Annotated in this window: 8 protein-coding genes; 5 read left to right on the top strand and 3 right to left on the bottom strand. The window is 35.9% G+C overall.

Annotation, left to right across the window (positions count from 1 at the left end):
• Positions 1 to 78: 78 nt before the first annotated feature.
• Genes tnpC through tnpA form a run of 3 tightly spaced genes read right to left on the bottom strand, consistent with a single transcriptional unit; the run spans position 79 to position 2,159 of the window.
• Positions 79 to 1,506, bottom strand: coding sequence for an IS66 family transposase (tnpC, locus tag MY04_RS26275; protein WP_066215956.1), 1,428 nt, complete (start codon positions 1,504 to 1,506; stop codon positions 79 to 81).
• A 24-nt stretch (positions 1,507 to 1,530) separates the two neighbouring features.
• Entirely contained in the window at positions 1,531 to 1,872 is a 342-nt protein-coding gene (tnpB, locus tag MY04_RS26270) for an IS66 family insertion sequence element accessory protein TnpB (RefSeq protein ID WP_066215954.1), read from the bottom strand.
• Positions 1,872 to 2,159, bottom strand: a complete 288-nt coding sequence (gene tnpA, locus MY04_RS26265; RefSeq protein ID WP_066215952.1) for an IS66 family insertion sequence element accessory protein TnpA — start codon at positions 2,157 to 2,159, stop codon at positions 1,872 to 1,874. Before tnpA ends, tnpB begins: the two co-directional genes overlap by 1 nt.
• Positions 2,160 to 2,409: 250 nt before the next feature.
• Between tnpA and MY04_RS26260 the strand changes: the two genes are divergently transcribed.
• From MY04_RS26260 to MY04_RS26240, 5 genes are all read left to right on the top strand, one after another.
• Complete coding sequence (locus MY04_RS26260) at positions 2,410 to 6,510, top strand: InlB B-repeat-containing protein (RefSeq protein ID WP_084006150.1); 4,101 nt, start codon at positions 2,410 to 2,412, stop codon at positions 6,508 to 6,510.
• 300 nt (positions 6,511 to 6,810) lie between these two features.
• Positions 6,811 to 11,121 carry an InlB B-repeat-containing protein gene (locus tag MY04_RS26255; protein ID WP_158297930.1) on the top strand — a complete coding sequence of 1,437 codons (4,311 nt, stop codon included), beginning with the start codon at positions 6,811 to 6,813 and terminating at the stop codon, positions 11,119 to 11,121.
• Positions 11,122 to 11,482: 361 nt separating this feature from the next.
• Positions 11,483 to 12,964, top strand: coding sequence for an arylsulfatase (locus MY04_RS26250; RefSeq protein ID WP_066215944.1), 1,482 nt, complete (start codon positions 11,483 to 11,485; stop codon positions 12,962 to 12,964).
• Positions 12,965 to 13,250: 286 nt separating this feature from the next.
• Complete coding sequence (locus MY04_RS26245) at positions 13,251 to 14,840, top strand: sulfatase family protein (RefSeq protein ID WP_066215941.1); 1,590 nt, start codon at positions 13,251 to 13,253, stop codon at positions 14,838 to 14,840.
• Positions 14,841 to 15,092: 252 nt separating this feature from the next.
• The gene (locus MY04_RS26240; protein WP_158297929.1) at positions 15,093 to 18,644 is read left to right on the top strand and encodes an MBG domain-containing protein; all 3,552 of its coding nucleotides are present in this window, start codon (positions 15,093 to 15,095) and stop codon (positions 18,642 to 18,644) included.
• The last annotated feature ends 41 nt before the right edge of the window (positions 18,645 to 18,685 follow it).

Below are 18,685 nucleotides of genomic sequence, written 5' to 3'. Positions count from 1 at the left end.
ATGATAGTTTAATAAAGCAAACTTAAAACTATTCATTTATATTATTACAACGTAAGCAGTCGCCCATCCCGCTATATACTACTTCACCGGCAGTAATTCCTCAATTTTATTGATCGGCTGATCATCTATTTTTTCTAGCGTTGATTTTAGCCATTCAAAAGGTTCAATGTCGTTCATTTTGGCTGTTGCAAAAAAGGCATAGAACATGGCAGCTTGTTTTGCTCCTTCTTCATTTCCTGCAAACATGTAATTTTTTCGACCAATAGCAAGTGGACGAATTTTATTTTCTATGGGGTTATTATCAATCAAAAGTTTACCGTCAGTTAAGTACATTCGGAGTCCTTTTTCTCTATTGAGAAGATAATGTATTGCTTTTCCTAACTGAGATTTAGGTAAGACGGTTAGCTTTTTTGCCCACTCAAAAAGTGTATTGATTACTGGAAGAGCATACTTTTGCCTTTGCTGATAGATGATTTCTGGATTAGATTCTTCTTTCAGTGATTTTTCTAGTTCGTACAGCTGACCAATAAGGTTCACTGCCTCCAATGCCCTTTTATCTCCACCTTTATGTGCTTCAAAAAAGTATCGACGTGCGTGAGCCCAACAATTGAGCTGTGTAATTGTTGTTGTTTGGTCAAAATAATCGTAAGCTTTATAGCCATCGGTTTGAGCATAACCTGAAAAATTATGCAGATGTTCTTTTAAATATTTCCGATCTCGACCGCTTGCATAATGAATCGATAATAATTTGGCTTTAGGATCAAGGTAATACCACATATATCCTTGGTGTGGTTTTCCTTTTTTACCTGTCCCCATCACCTTTATGGTCGATTCATCGATTTGAAGGTAGTTACTTTGCTGTATTTTTTGAGTGAGCGTGTCGTATAAAATACTCAGTTTATCCGCCGTTCTTTTTTGTAAGTCTATGAGCGTTGTATTTTTTAGATAAACGCCTTGTCTTTCAAATTGCTTGATAAAACGATGGATGGGGATATGATCGATAAATTTACTCACGACCATCTGTGCGGCTAAACTTGCCGATGTACTTGACTTGGGAAATGGTAAATCTGACGGTAAATTCGCTTGACTAAACTCGCTGTTCTCTTGATCTGCATCACGAACGTAACGAGGGCGAATAATTCTACGAACGAATAAACGGGCAGGTTCACATTCGAGTACTTCCGTAATATCTTCTCCTACTTTATGCCATCCATCCAAATCGTGATCAGGTTCAATCACTTCTTCTACACGTTCCAGGTGCTCTGGTAAAGCTGTTCGTACAGGCTTTTTCTTTTTGCGTTTGTGAGCAGGAACGGTAATCTCCTGAGAAGGCTCCGTTTTCTGCTCTTTGTCTTGAGCGAAAATAGAGAGCTGATTATCGGGTATATCCGCTTGTTTTCGTTTCTCTGATTTAGAACCGTAAAGCATACTTTGAAGCATTGACAACTGTGTCTTCAGTTGTGCATTTTCTTGTTCTAAATTCGCTATTTTATCATCCTTACTCACCTTACAAAAGTAGCGATTTTAATACTAAAAACGTACTTTTTGACCTCTTTTTTCTAAAGAAATACCTTCAATTATCATCATCATTTCGGTGGAGGTTAGTGCTATATTTTTGCGTTCTCCAAAACCTTTAGGAAGTTCAAATCTACCTCTTTCCAGTCTTTTATAGTATAAACAAAAACCTCCTCTTTCAAACCTAAGAAGTTTAATCTTGTCTTTACTCCGGTTGATAAAAACAAAGATATCTCCACTTGTTACCGATAAATCCATCGTAGAAATAATGATATTACTCAAACCATTAAACCCTTTTCGCATATCTGTAAATTTACTGTACAGGTAAATACGATCTGTATTACGAAGAGATAACATTAGAAAAAATGAATTGCTTCTTTTAATAGTTCTCGATCTGAAAGATGGAGTTTTACTCCATTGGGATATTCAAGAGTAACGGTCTTAACGGTCTGTTCAACCTTCTTCGGTACTTTGACAGGGATGAAACTCCCCATAGCTGGATTTGTATTTTCTTTACGTTGTTTTACTACCCAATAATGAAAAGTGGATAACTTAATTGAATGAAGTTGACAATAAGCTTTTTGTTGTAAACCACTAGTTTTCCATGATGCTATATGAGTATACATTTCTGCTTTTTTTGACATAATATCTACGTTTTAATGATGACGTAAAATTAAGTCAGGAATTTGAGGCATAATAGATGGGGATGGGCGACTGCTTACATTACAACCAAGAATTGTTAAGCTTCACACTTAAATCCTCTTCTAACGATTTCTCCTAATTTACAAAATAGAACACATTTGAAGTATCCCCAAAAGTACTTTGGCCACAGAATTTTACTTATGCGAAGTCCTACGACGGCTTCAATGAATTACTAACTAAAGTATAATTGAAATGAACCGAGTACTACTCAAAACCAGCTTCAGAATGCTATTTATTCTGGCTATGATTCCTTTTATAGGAAATGCTCAAGACCCGAATTGGGGTAAAGAGAACCGTTGGGAAAGTCTTAATCCTGGCGGAGGTGGACAAATTCAAGATGTCTATTTTGACCGTAATGTTGAAGGCCGTATTTGGTTTTCAAGCGATATGGAAGGAGTGTATCGCTCAGACGATTTTGGTCAGTCTTGGCAGTATGTGTCCAAGGATTTAAGTCATGGTATGGCTTTTTGTATCGCCCAAGAAGAAGGAGGCAGTAAATTGTATCAAGGAGGTTTGTATGGTGCACATGTTGCCGTTAATCCGGGAGCAAGTAACCATCATAATGTTTCTTGGGACATGATTGAAGAAACTAGGGGAGATGCCATTGCTTCTATTGCTATTTCTTCTGATTTTCAAACAGTTGTTTTGGCTCCGGGTTGGCAGAACAAAGATCCTCAAAAAGGGCAGGGATCGTTAATCGACCCTAATCAAAATCTTCAATCCGATAAGTTCAATGGGGAAAGAAACATTTATTTATCGAAAGATAGAGGAGCCACTTGGACCAAGGTAAAGTATGATAATACTAATGGATATCGTAATGTTTTTGGGGTGGCCATTCATCCTACAAACGATAATATCTATTTGGGTGCAGCATCGGGAGTTTTTGTATCTTCTAATGGTGGCAATTCATTTAATTTAATTGCTAAACCATCGGAAGCTATTGGTCCTGCAGGGAATGCTACTTCAATTACAAAACGACCAGATGGAGGATCGAGAGGTGTTGGCTTATCGCCTGATGGAAAGTACATTTATGCGACTTATCAAACGCAAGGAGGTTCTACGTATGCCGATAGAAGATGGGCAGTTTTTGTAGCGAAAACGTCATCTACGGGTATTACCGGCGGTTGGACGAAAATTATGGATGGCTTAACAGATACAGCCGAGTGGTATGATCCTAAAGTGGATCCAAGATCGACAGCTACGGAACACAGATTATTAGTAGGAACTGTTTGGAATGATAATAAAAACAGAATTGGTTTGTGGGAGGCTACCGTGAATTTTAATGGTTCTGGAAATATAACTTCTTACAATTGGGAACAGATTCTAAACCTTCCTAAAAACAACAGATGTTTTGATTTTGAACCAAGCTGGGAACGTCGAGATTTTATCGTAAGAACATGTGATTATACTCCAAAATCTTGGAATCAACATCAAATTATCTCGATGGGAGGAATGAATGTTTTCTTAACGGATGCTGATGCTGTTGATTTCCCTTGTTCTAGTTGGAAGGAAGTTTATGGAGAAGTGATATATTATCAAGAGGGATTGGCAATGTCACATGAAAGAGGTTTTTCTTCACCATATTGCTATGATGTCGATAGTTATAAAAGCTATATGATTCAAGGGTGTGCTGATCATGGTATCTTACAAAGTTTGGATAATGGGTATTCTTGGACATCAGAACATGGTCCTCAGGGAATTACCAATGCAATGTCTGTTTTAACAGTACCAACTAATCCTGCTCTTGTATTAATGGATGCACGTAAAGGTTATGGAGCACCGAGTCAAAGTGTGGGTGGTTTGTATGCTAAACCAATCGAATTGGATAGAATTGGAAATGCAGAAGATTGGAAATTGATAGGTGGTTTTACACCAAATAATTCGGGTACAACCAATGGTTTGCCATCAAGGAATTATCGTGCAATGCAGTACGATCCGAGCAATCCTAAGCGTGTTTATGTGACTATGAGAGGAAAGAATTGGGGCGGAGCAAATATCGAAGGAGGTGTGTACATGACCGATGATATTTTAGCAGTGTATAACGGAAATGGTTCTTGGAGAAAAATCTCAGAATCGAGTATGGGATATAGAGATTTTAGAGATGTTTGGGTTGATCCTAACAACGGTAATTACATTTATGTACGTTCGGCTGGATCAGGTTCTGCAGGCTCCATTTATAGAGGTGTTCGTCAGTCGAATGGTTCTTACACTTGGACGAATATGGAAACAGCAAGTAAGAATACATCGGATATTTATGCTTGGGAAAAAGATGGTCAAACTTGGTTAGTAGCTGCTGCTCAGATCAATAATGTGTATGGAGTTCATATATTGAAAACACCAAGAAATGCAGATTGGAATGATCCGAGTAATTGGACCTTTACAGGATTAGATGTTGCCAAAACATTGGAAATTCGACCTGAAAAATGGGTAGAACCAAACGAACCGATTTCCATTGGTGGTTTAGCTGCTTTTGATGATCGTATTGTGGCCAATTCAGAGGTAAGTAATCATAAAAAAGGAAACGGATCTTTTATTGGGGTGATTCAAAATAATGGAACAGTGCAATGGTCGGATTGGACTAGAGCATCTGATAATGATAGAGATATCGAAAACCCTACTTCACTACAAGCTAAAGTGAGAGTAGAAGACGGAGTGCCGTACTACTATGTGGCTTTGGCGGGAACTGGACCTTGGAGAAGACAAATTTCTTCAGCTGTTACTCCTCCAACTTGTTCGTTATCTGTTAATCCAAATAGTGTTGCCTTTGCTAGCAATGGCGGAACGCAAAATATTTCAGTGACGAGTACAGACGCTTTTTCAGCAAGCTCTAATCAGGGGTGGTTGTCAGTGTCAACATCAAATAACCAAATTAGTTTGGTAGCTTCTGCAAATACATCGGAACAATCTAGAAATGCGACATTAACAGTGGCTGGATGTAAAAATGTATCCATATCAATCACTCAAGAAGGGGCATCGATTACTCCTCCTCCTTCAGGAGATTTGTTCACTGAAACATTGGATAATATGCCAACAGAGAACCAATGGGCCGATGGTAGTTTTGTGGGAAATTATGGTCTGACTTGGGATTATGTTCAAGTGAAAAGAACATCCACTATCAATGGGAATACCATTAAGTTAGACAATAGTGCCAACGGAAGTTTATCTACTTCTTTATCAAATGGTCTGACTTATTTGAGTTTCTGGGCAGCACCAACGGGAACGGGTTCTCCAAGTGGTGTTGAGGTGTATGTAAATGGTCAGATGAACCAATCATTTGAAATTGCTAAAGGAGCAGCACCTCAAGAATTTGTGATTCCGATTTTGGATGAAACAGGTACAACAGCTCTAGAATTTAGAGGAATGAATGCCTCTGATGTTCAGTTGGATGATATCAGTTGGAAAGACAATTCGTCGGTAACACTTTATCAACTAACCGTAAATAACGGATCGGGAAGTGGTAGTTATGCAGCTGGGGAGACAATAACTGTTACCGCAAATGCTCCGGCTGCTGGCAAACAATTTAACGAGTGGACAGGAGCAGTACAGCATTTAGCGAATCGTAATAATGCTTCAACTCAATTTACAATGCCATCTAATGGAGCCACAATAACTGCGACTTATGTGGATATTCCATCAGATGATAGTGGATTTGAGACTTTTGACTTATTGGGTACCCTAAACGATTGGTCATCAGGATCATTTGTAGGAAATGATGGTCAGGTGTGGAATTATAGTGTGATTAAGAGAACACAAACCATTAATGGAAATACGGTGAAATTAGATAATAATGCGGGTGGTAGTTTATCGACGACATTGAATGGATTATCAACGCTTACATTTAAAGCGGCACCTACAGGATCTGCAAATTCAAGTGGTGTTATTGTAAAAGCAAATGGGAATACCATTGGACAATTTGATATCGCAGCCAATTCTGGGTCGAATACATTTACGATCAACAATATTGATTTAACAGGAAGTGTTGCTCTAGAATTTACAGGTTATAACAATGCTGATGTTCAATTAGATGATATTGAATGGAACGCACCATCTGGAGCAAGAAGAGTGGTTTCTAATCAGCTACTTGATGAGGAAGTTAAGGTTTATCCAAATCCATTTAATGATCAAATCAAGCTTCAAGGGGTTGATCAAGGAACGGTGACCATTTTCTCAATCACTGGAAATATTGTGTATCAGAATGATTATCAAAAAGGAGATACGATTGTTTTAAATTATTTACCTAAAGGGATGTATATCCTAAGAGTAAATGATAAGACATTCAAGATCAAAAAATAAAGTATCTTATTAGAAAAAGTGGAGATCGTAAGCTAGAAAAAGGCCAGCGATCTCCCTTTTTTTTATGAACGAACTTCAAAAGATTAAAACTAAAGTAGATTATAACTACCTGATTGTCATCTTTTAATAGTCTTGAATAGACTTCTGATTTACTACTAAATTGCAAATTGGAAGTATTCCCCCCTCATCAAGTCTTAAAATTGTAATGTCGTTCAAATAAGAACTTACGGTTGTAAACTCTTTTTAATTTTTTGAGTCTAACATAACTACATAAAAATCTTAGACTACATAAGTATGACTATGATGAAAATTTTACTTAAACTATTCAGCTTCTTATTCATGTTCACAGCATGGATAACAGTACAAGCCCAACCGGATACATGGGGGCAAGAAAATGCTTGGGAAAGTTTGAACCCAGGTGGTGGAGGTCAGATTCAAGACCTTTATTTTGATAGAAATGTGGAAGGACGAATTTGGTTTTCTTCTGATATGGAAGGTATTTATCGTTCTGATGACTACGGACAATCTTGGCAATATGTTAGTAGAGATTTAAGCCATGGTATGTCGTTTACCGTTGAGCAAGAAATTGGTGGATCTAGAATGTACCAAGGAGGTTTATATGGTGCTTCTTATACAGATAATGCAGGAGCAGCCAATTACCATGAGGTGACGTGGAACATGATCGATATTACTAGAGGCGATGCAATTGCTTCTATTGCAGTATCAAGAGATTATAATACTGTTGTTCTTGCTCCAGGTTGGCAAAACAAAGATCCTCAAAAAGGACAAGCAGCTATTTGTGATCCTGTCCAAAATATATCATCTGGTAAATTTAATGGGGTAAGAGAAATATACTTATCTCAAGACGCTGGAGTGAACTGGAAAAAGGTGGTTTACGAACCGACTGAAGGTTACCGTCATGTATTTGGTGTAGAAATTCACCCTGTTACAGATTACATATATTTAAGTGCCGCTTCCGGCGTGTATATCTCAAAGGATAATGGAGAAACGTTTACAAAAGTAGCCAAGCCGACAGATGCTTTGGATGGTGCGGGTGAAGCAGCGAATGTTAACAAAAGACCTGATGGCGGATCAAGAGGTATCGAATTATCTCCTGATGGTCGTCATGCGTATGCGACTTATCAGACAGTAGCTAATGATAATTATGCCGACAAACGATGGGCGGTATATTATGCAAAAGTAGAAGAGAATGGTGATTTAGGTGAGTGGGTGAAAATTATGGATGGCTTAATTGATTCTGCGGAATGGTTCAATCCTAAAGTGGATCCGAAATCGCCTATCAATCAAAATAAAATGCTTATCGGAACGGTATGGAACGATAATGCGAACCGTGTTGGCCTTTGGGAATGTACTTTAAACTTTAATGATAATCACGAATTAGTCGACTATGCTTGGGAGAAAATTATTGAAAAACCTACGGCAGGGTCTAACGGTAACTGTTTCACTTTTGATGTAGGTTGGGAGAGTAGAGCATTTATTGTTAGAGCATACGATTATTCTCCATCAACATGGCAAGATCCTTATGTGATTTCAATGGGTGGTATGAATGTATTCCTTGGAGATCCATCAAATAATGGTTTCCCTTGTTCAGCAGGTAGCTGGTGGGAAGTGTATGGTGAGATTGTACCAAGTGCAGGAAGTCATACAATGGCACATACTAGAGGTTTTGCATCACCATATGCTTATGACGTTTTTAGTTATAAAAACTATATGATTCAAGGTAATGCAGACCATGGTATGTTACAAAGTATAGATCATGGATATTCATGGACATCACACGAAAACCCACAAGGTGTAACCAACGTGATGTCAGTTTTAGTGACTGAGACGACACCTGAATTAGTATTAATTGATGCGAGAAAAGGTTTTGGTGCGCCATCGCAAACTGCAGGTGGTCTTTATGCTAAAGAGTTAGATCTAACAAGTATTGGAGAAAAAGAAGATTGGAAATTAATTGGTGGTTATGAACCAAATAACCCTGGTGTGACACAAGGTTTGCCATCTAGAAATTTCAGAGTAATAGTTGCAGATCCTAATCATCCCGAAAGAGTGTATGTAAGTATGAGAGGATCTTCTACAAACCCTGGAGGTATTTACATGGCAAATAATATTGTCAATGTATATAATGGAACAGAAGATTGGGTGAAAATATCCTCTGCAGACTATGATGAATTGGACATTAGAGATGTATGGGTAGATCCAAATAATTCTGATATTGTTTTTGGGCGTTCAGATACAAATAATGCAGATGGTATTATTTTCAGAGGTGTTCGCCAAGCAGATATGTCGTATGTATGGACTTCATCAATTGGTCTTTCGAATTCTAAAGATGCCTACGTTTGGGATAGAGGTGATGGAACATCATGGTTAGTGGCTTCTACTACAATTGGTGGAAATACAGCAGTATATATCAATAAATATTTAAGTGATGATACTTGGAATACGGAATCGAATTGGGTGAATGCTGGTTTTGATGTCCCTACATCTTTAATACTTCGTCCAGAAAAGTGGGTGATTCCTGGTAAGCCTATCAAAATGTCTGGTTTAGCGGCATACGGTGATCATGTAATCATCAATACATCCGTAGATAACCATAAGAGGGGATTAGGTTCATTTATTGGAGAATTACAACAAGATGGCTCTATTGAATGGTCGGATTGGACATTAGGCGTAGCTAACAATACAGCGATTGTTCACTCAGTGAGTAATCAGTCAAAGATTATAATGGAGAATGGTGAGCCATATTATTATGTTGCCACTGCAGGTACTGGACCATGGAGAAGAAAACTTCCTAAAGTGGATCTTTCTTGTGACATTTCAGTATCAGAAAGTGTACTTGATTTTGCTTCGACTGGTGGAACAAAAACGGTTACAATTACTGCATCAGGTTCATATGATGTACATGTGGATAAATCTTTTGTAGAAATTTCAAAAGAAAATGATGAGCTAACGGTAACTATGCCATCAAACAATACAGCAGATATAAGAACGGCGATTATCACAATTGCAGGGTGTGAGAATAAAATCATCACTGTTTCCCAATCAGGTTTAACTTCAGGTGGACACGAAACTTTTGATTACTTCCCAGATATTTCTACTTCTTGGGGAAATGGAGATTACGTTGGTGATGGTGGAATAACTTGGACATTCGTTCAAGCAAAAAACATCAACACATTAGACGGAAGAAACATTAAACTTAGAAAGCCAGGCACAAATCCAGCTCCTAGTTTTGAAGGAGTTGTATCGGGTGGTATTACTACATTCTCAGTTGATGTAAAGAACAATAAAGATTTAGGTGGATTAGAAATCTATTTAAATGATGAACTTCAAGGTGAATGGCAAGTGGATAAAAACCGTAAACAGATCTATTTACAGAACCTATCTTATGAAGGTGATGTTAAAATCAGATTGGTAACGACAGGTCAGAATACAAGTACATACGGTGATATTAATATTGATAATATCAAATGGAGCGGTGCTGCACTCGATAAAGAATTAAAAGTGGTAAATGGTACAGGGTCAGGTTTCTATCCTCAAGGACAAGAAATTGATATTGTTGCAGACGATGCACCTGCTGGGTATGTTTTCAAAAACTGGACGGGTTCAACAGGTTATTTAGAGGATGCGAATCAAGCATCAACGAAGTTAATCATGCCAGGAAGAAATATTGAGTTAACTGCCAATTATGTAGAATCGACTACTCAATCATATACTCTGACAGTGAATGAGGGAACAGGTTCAGGTACTTATTTTGAAGATGCACAAATTGAAGTAGCTGCAAACAATTTAGCCGGAAAGAGATTTGTGGCTTGGACTGGAGATACAGATTATTTGGTGAATCCTAATAGTGCTACAACTACGCTTACGATGCCTGCCATGAATGTAGAAATTACAGCAACATATGCAGATGCTACTACTTATACATTAACCGTAAACAAAGGATCAGGATCAGGAGATTACGAAGCAGGAACAACAGTAGAAATTTCTGCAGAATTACCAATGGACGGTTATGTATTTGATAAATGGACTGGAGATACGGAGCATATAACTGATGTAAATTCTACTTCGACAACGGTAACTATGCCTTCTTCAGCGGTTTCATTAACGGCTACTTATAGAGAAGCTGATGTTGAAACATTTGCATTAACTATCGAAAAAGGTACTGGTTCAGGTGTATATGAAGTAGGACAAGTGGTGAACATCAAGGCGGATGCTGCAGAAACAGGTTTTGTCTTCCTTGAGTGGTCTGGTGATGTTGAGTATTTAGCCGATGCAATGGCTGAAGAAACAACAGTAACGATGCCTGAAAAAGCAATCACGATTACAGCCACTTATAGACAAGATGATCTAACTTCTATTGGTGATCATTTAAAAGAAGAAAAATTATTGATTTACCCTAATCCTGCATCAGTACAAATTATAGTAGAGGGGTTAGATCAACAAGCAGATATTATCATTGTTAATGCAATGGGTCAGGTGATTAAGTTGAATCCATCTGTAGAAAACAATAACATTCAAATAAGTGAATTACCAAAAGGAATTTACTTCTTAAAGAATGGAAGAAGAACTTCAAAAATCATAATTAAGTAAGTCAATTTGTTAAGTATTACACGTTGTGTTTTACGTAATGAAGGCATTAAGGCTACCTCATAGTATTTGAGGTAGCCTTTCGTTTATTCCACATACTAATCATCCTATGGAATATATTGAAAGGAATATTATCGCTTAAATTTTAGCATTGTCTAACAATAAATACACCTCAGAATAATTGGTTGAAATAATAAAAGAATGTCACTAACCAGATATTAACTATGCGATTTATTCCAAAAAGGTAAACAAATATTTCAAAGTAATCTCTATACCTTCTAATGAACAAAAAGGACCCATTGACTCAATAATAATACCCTACATTTGATAGTGTTATTTTGATTTATATTAATGAAATGTGAAAATGAATAAACTAATCATAAGTACTCTATCACTATTAATGTTTTTTTCATGTGCTAAAAAAACAAAAGATAATACTGCACAAGCAGTAAAAGAAGAAAGGAGACCCAATATTATTTACATTCTAGCAGACGACCTTGGATATGGCGATTTGGGATGTTACGGTCAAAGTAAAATTGAGACTCCCCACATCGATAAGATGGCAAATGAAGGAATGTTGTTTTTCCAACATTACGCTGGAAGTACGGTTTGTGCCCCTTCTCGAAGTGCACTGTTGACAGGTCTTCATACTGGTCATACGCCAATTAGAGGCAATAGAGAAAATAAACTTGAAGGTCAACATCCTTTAAGAGCAGAAGCCTTTACAATGGCAGAGATGTTACAACAAAATGGATATACCACAGGTGCGTTTGGTAAGTGGGGATTAGGTTTTGTTGGTACAGAAGGAGATCCCAATAATCAAGGATTTGATGAGTTTTACGGCTATAATTGTCAAAGAGAAGCTCATCGTTATTTCCCAAAACACTTATGGCATAATGACCAAAAAGTGTTATTAGAGGGGAATGATTTTAAAAATACGGTTACGTATTCTGGTGATTTAATTCATGAACAAGCCTTAAAGTTTTTAGAAGATAATAAAGACAAACCTTTCTTTATGTACTATCCTAATGTAATTCCTCATGCTGAACTGATTATGCCTGAGGGAGAACTGATGATGAAATATAGAGGTAAATTTGAAGAGACTGCACATGTAGACAAAAGACCAGGTGCGAATTATGGAGATGAAAACTTTGAAGTAAAGTACTACTGTTCGCAACCTGAGCCTCGTACTACTTTTGCTGCTATGGTATCTTTGTTAGATATTCAAGTGGGAGAGGTATTCGCAAAATTAAAAGAATTAGGTATTGATGATAATACAATCGTTGTCTTTTCTTCTGATAATGGACCTCATATTGAAGGTGGAGCAGATCCTGAATTCTTTAATAGTTCTGGAGGATTAAGAGGAGTAAAAAGAGACCTTTATGAAGGAGGAATTAGAATGCCAATGATTGTTCGATGGCCAAATAAAGTAAAAGGGAATTCTACTTCAGAACATGTATCTGCCTTCTGGGATGTGATGCCAACTTTTGCTGAGATAGCAGGAATAAATCAACCAAAAAATATTGATGGTATATCGTTTTTGCCAGAATTATTTGGTAAAGAACAAAAAACACACGAACATCTTTATTGGGAATTTCATGAGCAAGGTGGAAAAAAAGCAGTTCGTAAAGGAAATTGGAAAGCAGTACAATTGCATAGTTATGAGCCTAATAAGACAAGGGTAGAATTATATGATCTAAATACTGATAAGGAAGAAAAGAATAATATTGCTTCACAACATCCAGAAATAGTAGCTGAATTAGTCAAAATTATGGATGAAGAACATGTGGAAGAGAAAGATTATCCTTTCGTTCCAAAAGATGAAAGATACAAGAATAACATTTAAGTAATTAAATAAGAATAAAACTGTTGTTTTTGATAGGATGATTTACGGACAGTTAATGACAACATTTATCTAGTAGAAAATATAATAAAAAACAATAGATACATTGATTAAGTAGACCTAAGCATTGAGACCACACATATTCTTTTTGTGTGGTTTCATAGTTTATATTATTCTATGTGAGGCATGTTTTTTTGGACAAAAAATCCCTCTTTTTGAACTAAAATAGAATAAAACCTAAACCCAATGTATCTATTTTTGTGCAAGTGATTACAAAATTAAAAATGAAATGAAAAAGATTTTTTTATATACCCTAATGTTCACGTTAGGAATTAGCTGTTTAATTTCTTGTTCTTCAAAACCTGAAAAAATAGAAAGGCCAAATATATTATTTTGTATTGCAGATGATGCAGGTCTTCATATGGGAGCCTATGGTGCTAAGTTTGTAAAAACTCCTGCATTCGATAGAATTGCAGATCAAGGAATTTTATTTATGAACGCTTATACTCCAAACCCAAAGTGTGGACCATCAAGAACTGCAGTACTTACAGGAAGAAACTCTTGGCAACTTGAGCAAGGAGGAAACCATGCAATGGTATTTCCTCAAAAATTTAAAACCATCATGGAAACTCTAGAAGAACATAACTATCATGTTGGTTATGGTGGTAAAGGTTGGGGACCAGGCGACCCTGGAACTATCAATGGTAAGCCAAGGTTAGTAACCGGAAATTCGTACAATAAATTCAAGAAGACACCTCCAGCTAAACAAATGTCCTCAGATGATTATGCCAAGAATTTTGAATATTTTCTATCTCAAAATACTGAAAACAAACCTTGGATGTTTTGGTATGGATCACGAGAACCTCATAGAAGGTATGAATTCAAAGCTGGGGTAAATAAGGGAGGAAAAAAACTATCTGATATTTCTAAAGAAGAAATTTATAAATTTTGGCCAGACAATGATACAGTGAGACACGATCTTTTGGATTATGCATTTGAAATCGAACACAGTGATGATCACTTGGGGCAAATGCTTGCCCTTTTAGAAGAAAATGGACAGCTTGATAATACAATTATTGTTGTGACATCAGATAATGGTATGCCATTTCCGAGGGTAAAAGGTTCCGAATATGAAAGAGCTGCTCACTTACCATTGGCAATTATGTGGCCTAAAGGAATTAAGAATCCAGGTAGAATTGAGAACGATTTTGTGAGTTTTATTGATTTTGCTCCTACCTTTTTGGAAATCTCAGGGATTACAGAAAAAGAGAGTAAAATGGCTTCTATAACAGGAAAGTCAATGACTGATATTTTTAATCAAGAAAAAAAATATGAAAGAGATTTTGTTTTGCTAGGTAAAGAACGACATGATATCGGTAGACCTAACAATCAAGGTTATCCAATTAGAGGAATTGTAAAAGACAACTTTATGTTTCTTCATAATTATGAAACGGACCGATATCCTCATGGAAATCCTGAAACCGGATATCTCAATACAGATGGAAGCCCAACCAAAACTTGGATCCTAAATGATAGAAGACAAAATGGTCATAGTGTCTATTGGGATTTATCTTTCGGAAAACGAGGAGCATATGAATTGTATGATATTGAGAAAGATCCTGACTGTTTAAACAATTTGGCTTTAGAGGATAATTTCCAAGGAAAAATGAATGAATTAAAGACGCTTCTTAAAAAAGAACTTATTGCTCAGAATGATCCTAGAATGTTTGGCAAAGGTGAGATATTTGATAATTATCCTTTTGCAAATAAAGACTCTTGGAATTTCTATGAAGAATATATGAAAGGGACATCAAAAGCTAAAACCAACTGGGTAAACCCTTCAGATTTTGAAGAAAAAAACTTTATACTAAAGAAGTAGAATACTTTCATTCAAAATAATTGACTATCTATAAAAAGTGGTTTCTGTATCGACGATATATTTATATAGCGTTGATATAGAGATCACTTTTTTCTTTATATACCTTCCTTCACCAGCTAAAGATGTTTATACAAGTCGTTTTGGACTTTTATTTTACCAACTTGGACTAAAAAGCCCTAATAAGAAAGCTATTTTGGACAAAATTGTAGTCGGAAAAAATTATATGAAATGAGTTTTAATAAACTATGAATTATGAAATTTAAGAACTACTTTTTAAAACAAATTGGACTGTGTTTACTCTTCTTAATAATGGGAGTATACAGCGTTCAGGCTTCAGATTTAATCTATGATTTTTCGGGAACAGAAGTCCCTTCGAACATCACAACAACAAGTGCTACTACAGATTTAGTAGATGGTAAACTGAACTTTAATACCAACGGAAATTCTTCATGGAAGTCTATTCTTTATTTGGGTGTTAACCAAGAAATTCCCATTTCACCAGTACTTCGCTTCAATTATAAACCAAGTGTTTTTGATGTCAATAAAGAAATTGGTTTAGCAATTACAATTACAAAAGATGGTGAGGAAACAAAGAATATCAGTGGCTTTCCTAATTGGCGAATCTACCCTAATTTGGATGCATCTGATGATACTTGGAAATCTGTTGAAATTGATTTAGTTCCTTTATTAGATACATGGGCAGCTCAAAACCCAACGCTAGATATCAATAGTTTTGTAGATCAAATTAAAATCTATGTAGGTACAGGTAAGTCATATGAAGGAACAGTTTCGTTCTCTGAAATTAGTGTGCGTTCTGGTCGTAATTGGGATTTGGAAAGCCCCGTACCAATGCAATATGATGGAAATGACCGTTATTCTGTAACAGGGTTAAAAATTCAAGGGTCAAATGTGGGTACTGTTTTTAATGTAGCTAATAGTGGTTTAAAAAAGGGAGAAGGATTAAATAATTCTCAAGCCCTAAAGATTGCAACTCATAATACAAGTGGTGTAACAAGTCATGTTTCATTACTATTAAATAGAGTAAAAATTGATCAACCTGGTAAGTATGAGTTCTCTTATTGGTCAAAATCTCTGGAAAAACCTACTGCATCACCTTATTGGAATACTGTATCGGCATTTGATGCAGATGGAAAGAATGTTACATCAAGTTATCTAACGGTCGTGGATCGTGGAGGTACAGTGGACTATAATCAGATGGATGAAGAATATACAAAAGTGACAATCACTTCAATTATAAATCCAGATGAAAATGATAATCCCATAGTAAAATATCTAGATTTGAATGTGCAAATGGGTAAATTTGATAATGAATACTGGATCGATAATTTTGAGCTTCAGTATACACCAATTTATTCAGAAAAAGCAATAACAGCTTTTGATATTGATTGGGGTAAGACTACCATCGATGAAACAAATAAAACGATTGATGTTGTAGTGCCACAAGATATGGAATTAACTAATTTGGCACCTACAATTACTGTCTCAAAAAATGCTATAGTTTCTCCAAACTCTGGTATTGCACAAGATTTTACAAATCCAATTACTTATACTGTCACAGCTGAAAACGGTTCATCACAAGAGTATGTAGTAACAGTAACCAATAAAGTAATAGTTCCTAATTTTGATTTAGAACATGAAGATCCAATGACTTTGAATAGATCTGGTAACTGGGAGATTATGGGTATGGTTATCACTGGATCGAATAGAAATACTGATTTTGATTTTGTGAATAGTGGTTTAGTAGCAGGTGAGGGCGTAAATAACTCTCAAGCGTTCAAGTCTATTATTCTTGATAATTCTGAACAAGGTGGAAATTCATCTTCTGGAGTTACCCTCAAATTACATCCATTTGATATTGGAGCAACAGGCATTGGTAAATATACTTACACTTTTCATACGAAATCTGCTAATGAGCCACAAACCAATAGGCTAATGTGGCTAGATGTAAGAGCATATGATGAAGACAATATTGATGTTACAAACCAAACTTTGGGAAAAGTAGATAATGGCGGAACTTTTACTTCTGAAGGAATGACGGAAGGATTTGTAAAACAATCTATAACATCAAATATTCATTCAAATACTGAGGGAGGTAAAAATGCACATTATTTAGTATTGAATGTACAACATGGACAAAACCCTAATACCTATTGGTTTGATGATTTTGCTGTAGAGCATTTATCATTTTCAACAGAAAAAGCAATCACTTCATTCGAGTTACCTGATGGAAGAACAACCATTAATGAAGAAAATAAATTAATTGAAGTAATTGTACCTATCACTACAGATATTACTGCAATCACACCAGTAATTACAGTATCTGAGTTTGCATCTGTAGTAAATGAAATTAGAGACTTTTCTCAACCAGTTATTTATACTGTTACAGCAGAAGATGGTTCAACTCAAGACTACACTGTAGCAGTATTAAAAGAAGTAACAGAAATTACTTTTGAAAATACCACAGTGGTGTATAACGGTCAAACACAAACACCAACTGTAGTAACAGCACCAGAGGATTACGCTTTCGAGTTTTCTTTTCCAGAAGGAGAAGCAATTAATGTTGGTACTTATAAAGTAATTGCTACAATCACAGAACCGGGATATATTGGTAGTTCTGAAACCAATTTGACAATAACCAAAGCACCAATAGAAATCATACTTGACCACTTAAAGCAAAAATATGATGGATCAGGTAAAGAAGTGAGCTATAAATTATCACCAAATGTTGACGTAAATGTATCTATAACATACAATGGAAGTGAAACATTACCGGTAGATATTGGTACTTACGATGTGGTAGCTACTATTAACGATCATAATTATGAAGGTATCAAAAGTGGTGAGTTAACTATAGAATCGTTATCATCAAATAAGGAAATTATATCTTTTGAAATAACTAATGGAGAAACAATAATTAATGAAGAGGAGAAAACGATTAATGTAGTTTTACCAGCAGGATCATCTGTTACTGCTTTAACTCCAATAATTAAAGTCTCTGATTTTGCATCTGTTATACCAAATTCAAATGTCGTTCAAGATTTTACTAATCCGGTAGATTATACTGTAACAGCAGAGAATGGATCTACAATAACCTATTCAGTAATTGTTATAAAAGAAGTAGTAGAAGTAGCTATTTCATTTTCTTCATTAGATTTAGTCTACAATGAGCTAAAACAAGAACCTGTAATTACCACTGTGCCTGCAAATGTGACTTACGAAGTGTCATATCCAGATGGAGAACCGATTAATGCAGGTACCTATAGAATGATAGTAACTATAACTCAAGAAGATCATAAAGGTTCTGAAGAAGTAGAGATTACTATTGCAAAAGCACCATTAATTATCACCCTAGATAATTTAACTCATAACTACGATGGTAACATAAAGGAAGTAACATATACCCTCTCTGAAGATAAGGAAGTTGATGTTTCTATAACTTATAATGGAAAAGAATCGGCACCAACTGAAATTGGTACTTATGATGTTGTAGCTACAATTAATAATAATAATTATTCAGGAACAGCTTCAGCTGTATTTACGATCAAAAATGGTCAGATCACTTCAATTCAAGATGATTTGTCCAATATAAAAATTCAAGTGTTAGCACACCAAATAGAGTTATCGGGTGCTACAAATTATGATGTTGTGATTACAGATCTTAACGGAAGAGTTTTATTCAAAAAATCGTCTTCCCCATTGAATGTAATACCATTTACTTTCTCAAGTAGAATGATCTATATCATAAATGTAAATGGTAAAACGTTCAAGGTAATTAGAAATTAATCAATTCAATTTTCGAAAGGCTATCCCACTTTTTTGGGATA

The sequence above is a fragment of the Flammeovirga sp. MY04 genome, assembly GCF_001682195.2.
Classification (GTDB): Bacteria; Bacteroidota; Bacteroidia; order Cytophagales; family Flammeovirgaceae; genus Flammeovirga; species Flammeovirga yaeyamensis.
The sequence above is the reverse complement of the archived record's forward strand: the minus strand, read 5'-3'. Positions and strand labels throughout refer to the sequence as shown.

Excerpts from the sequence above, each read along its gene's own strand:
- tnpB (WP_066215954.1), bottom strand. The coding sequence starts at position 1,872 with ATGTTATCTCTTCGTAATACAGATCGTATTTACCTGTACAGTAAATTT.
- tnpA (WP_066215952.1), bottom strand. The coding sequence starts at position 2,159 with ATGTCAAAAAAAGCAGAAATGTATACTCATATAGCATCATGGAAAACT.
- MY04_RS26260 (WP_084006150.1), top strand. The coding sequence starts at position 2,410 with ATGAACCGAGTACTACTCAAAACCAGCTTCAGAATGCTATTTATTCTG.
- MY04_RS26255 (WP_158297930.1), top strand. The coding sequence starts at position 6,811 with ATGATGAAAATTTTACTTAAACTATTCAGCTTCTTATTCATGTTCACA.
- MY04_RS26250 (WP_066215944.1), top strand. The coding sequence starts at position 11,483 with ATGAATAAACTAATCATAAGTACTCTATCACTATTAATGTTTTTTTCA.
- MY04_RS26245 (WP_066215941.1), top strand. The coding sequence starts at position 13,251 with ATGAAAAAGATTTTTTTATATACCCTAATGTTCACGTTAGGAATTAGC.
- MY04_RS26240 (WP_158297929.1), top strand. The coding sequence starts at position 15,093 with ATGAAATTTAAGAACTACTTTTTAAAACAAATTGGACTGTGTTTACTC.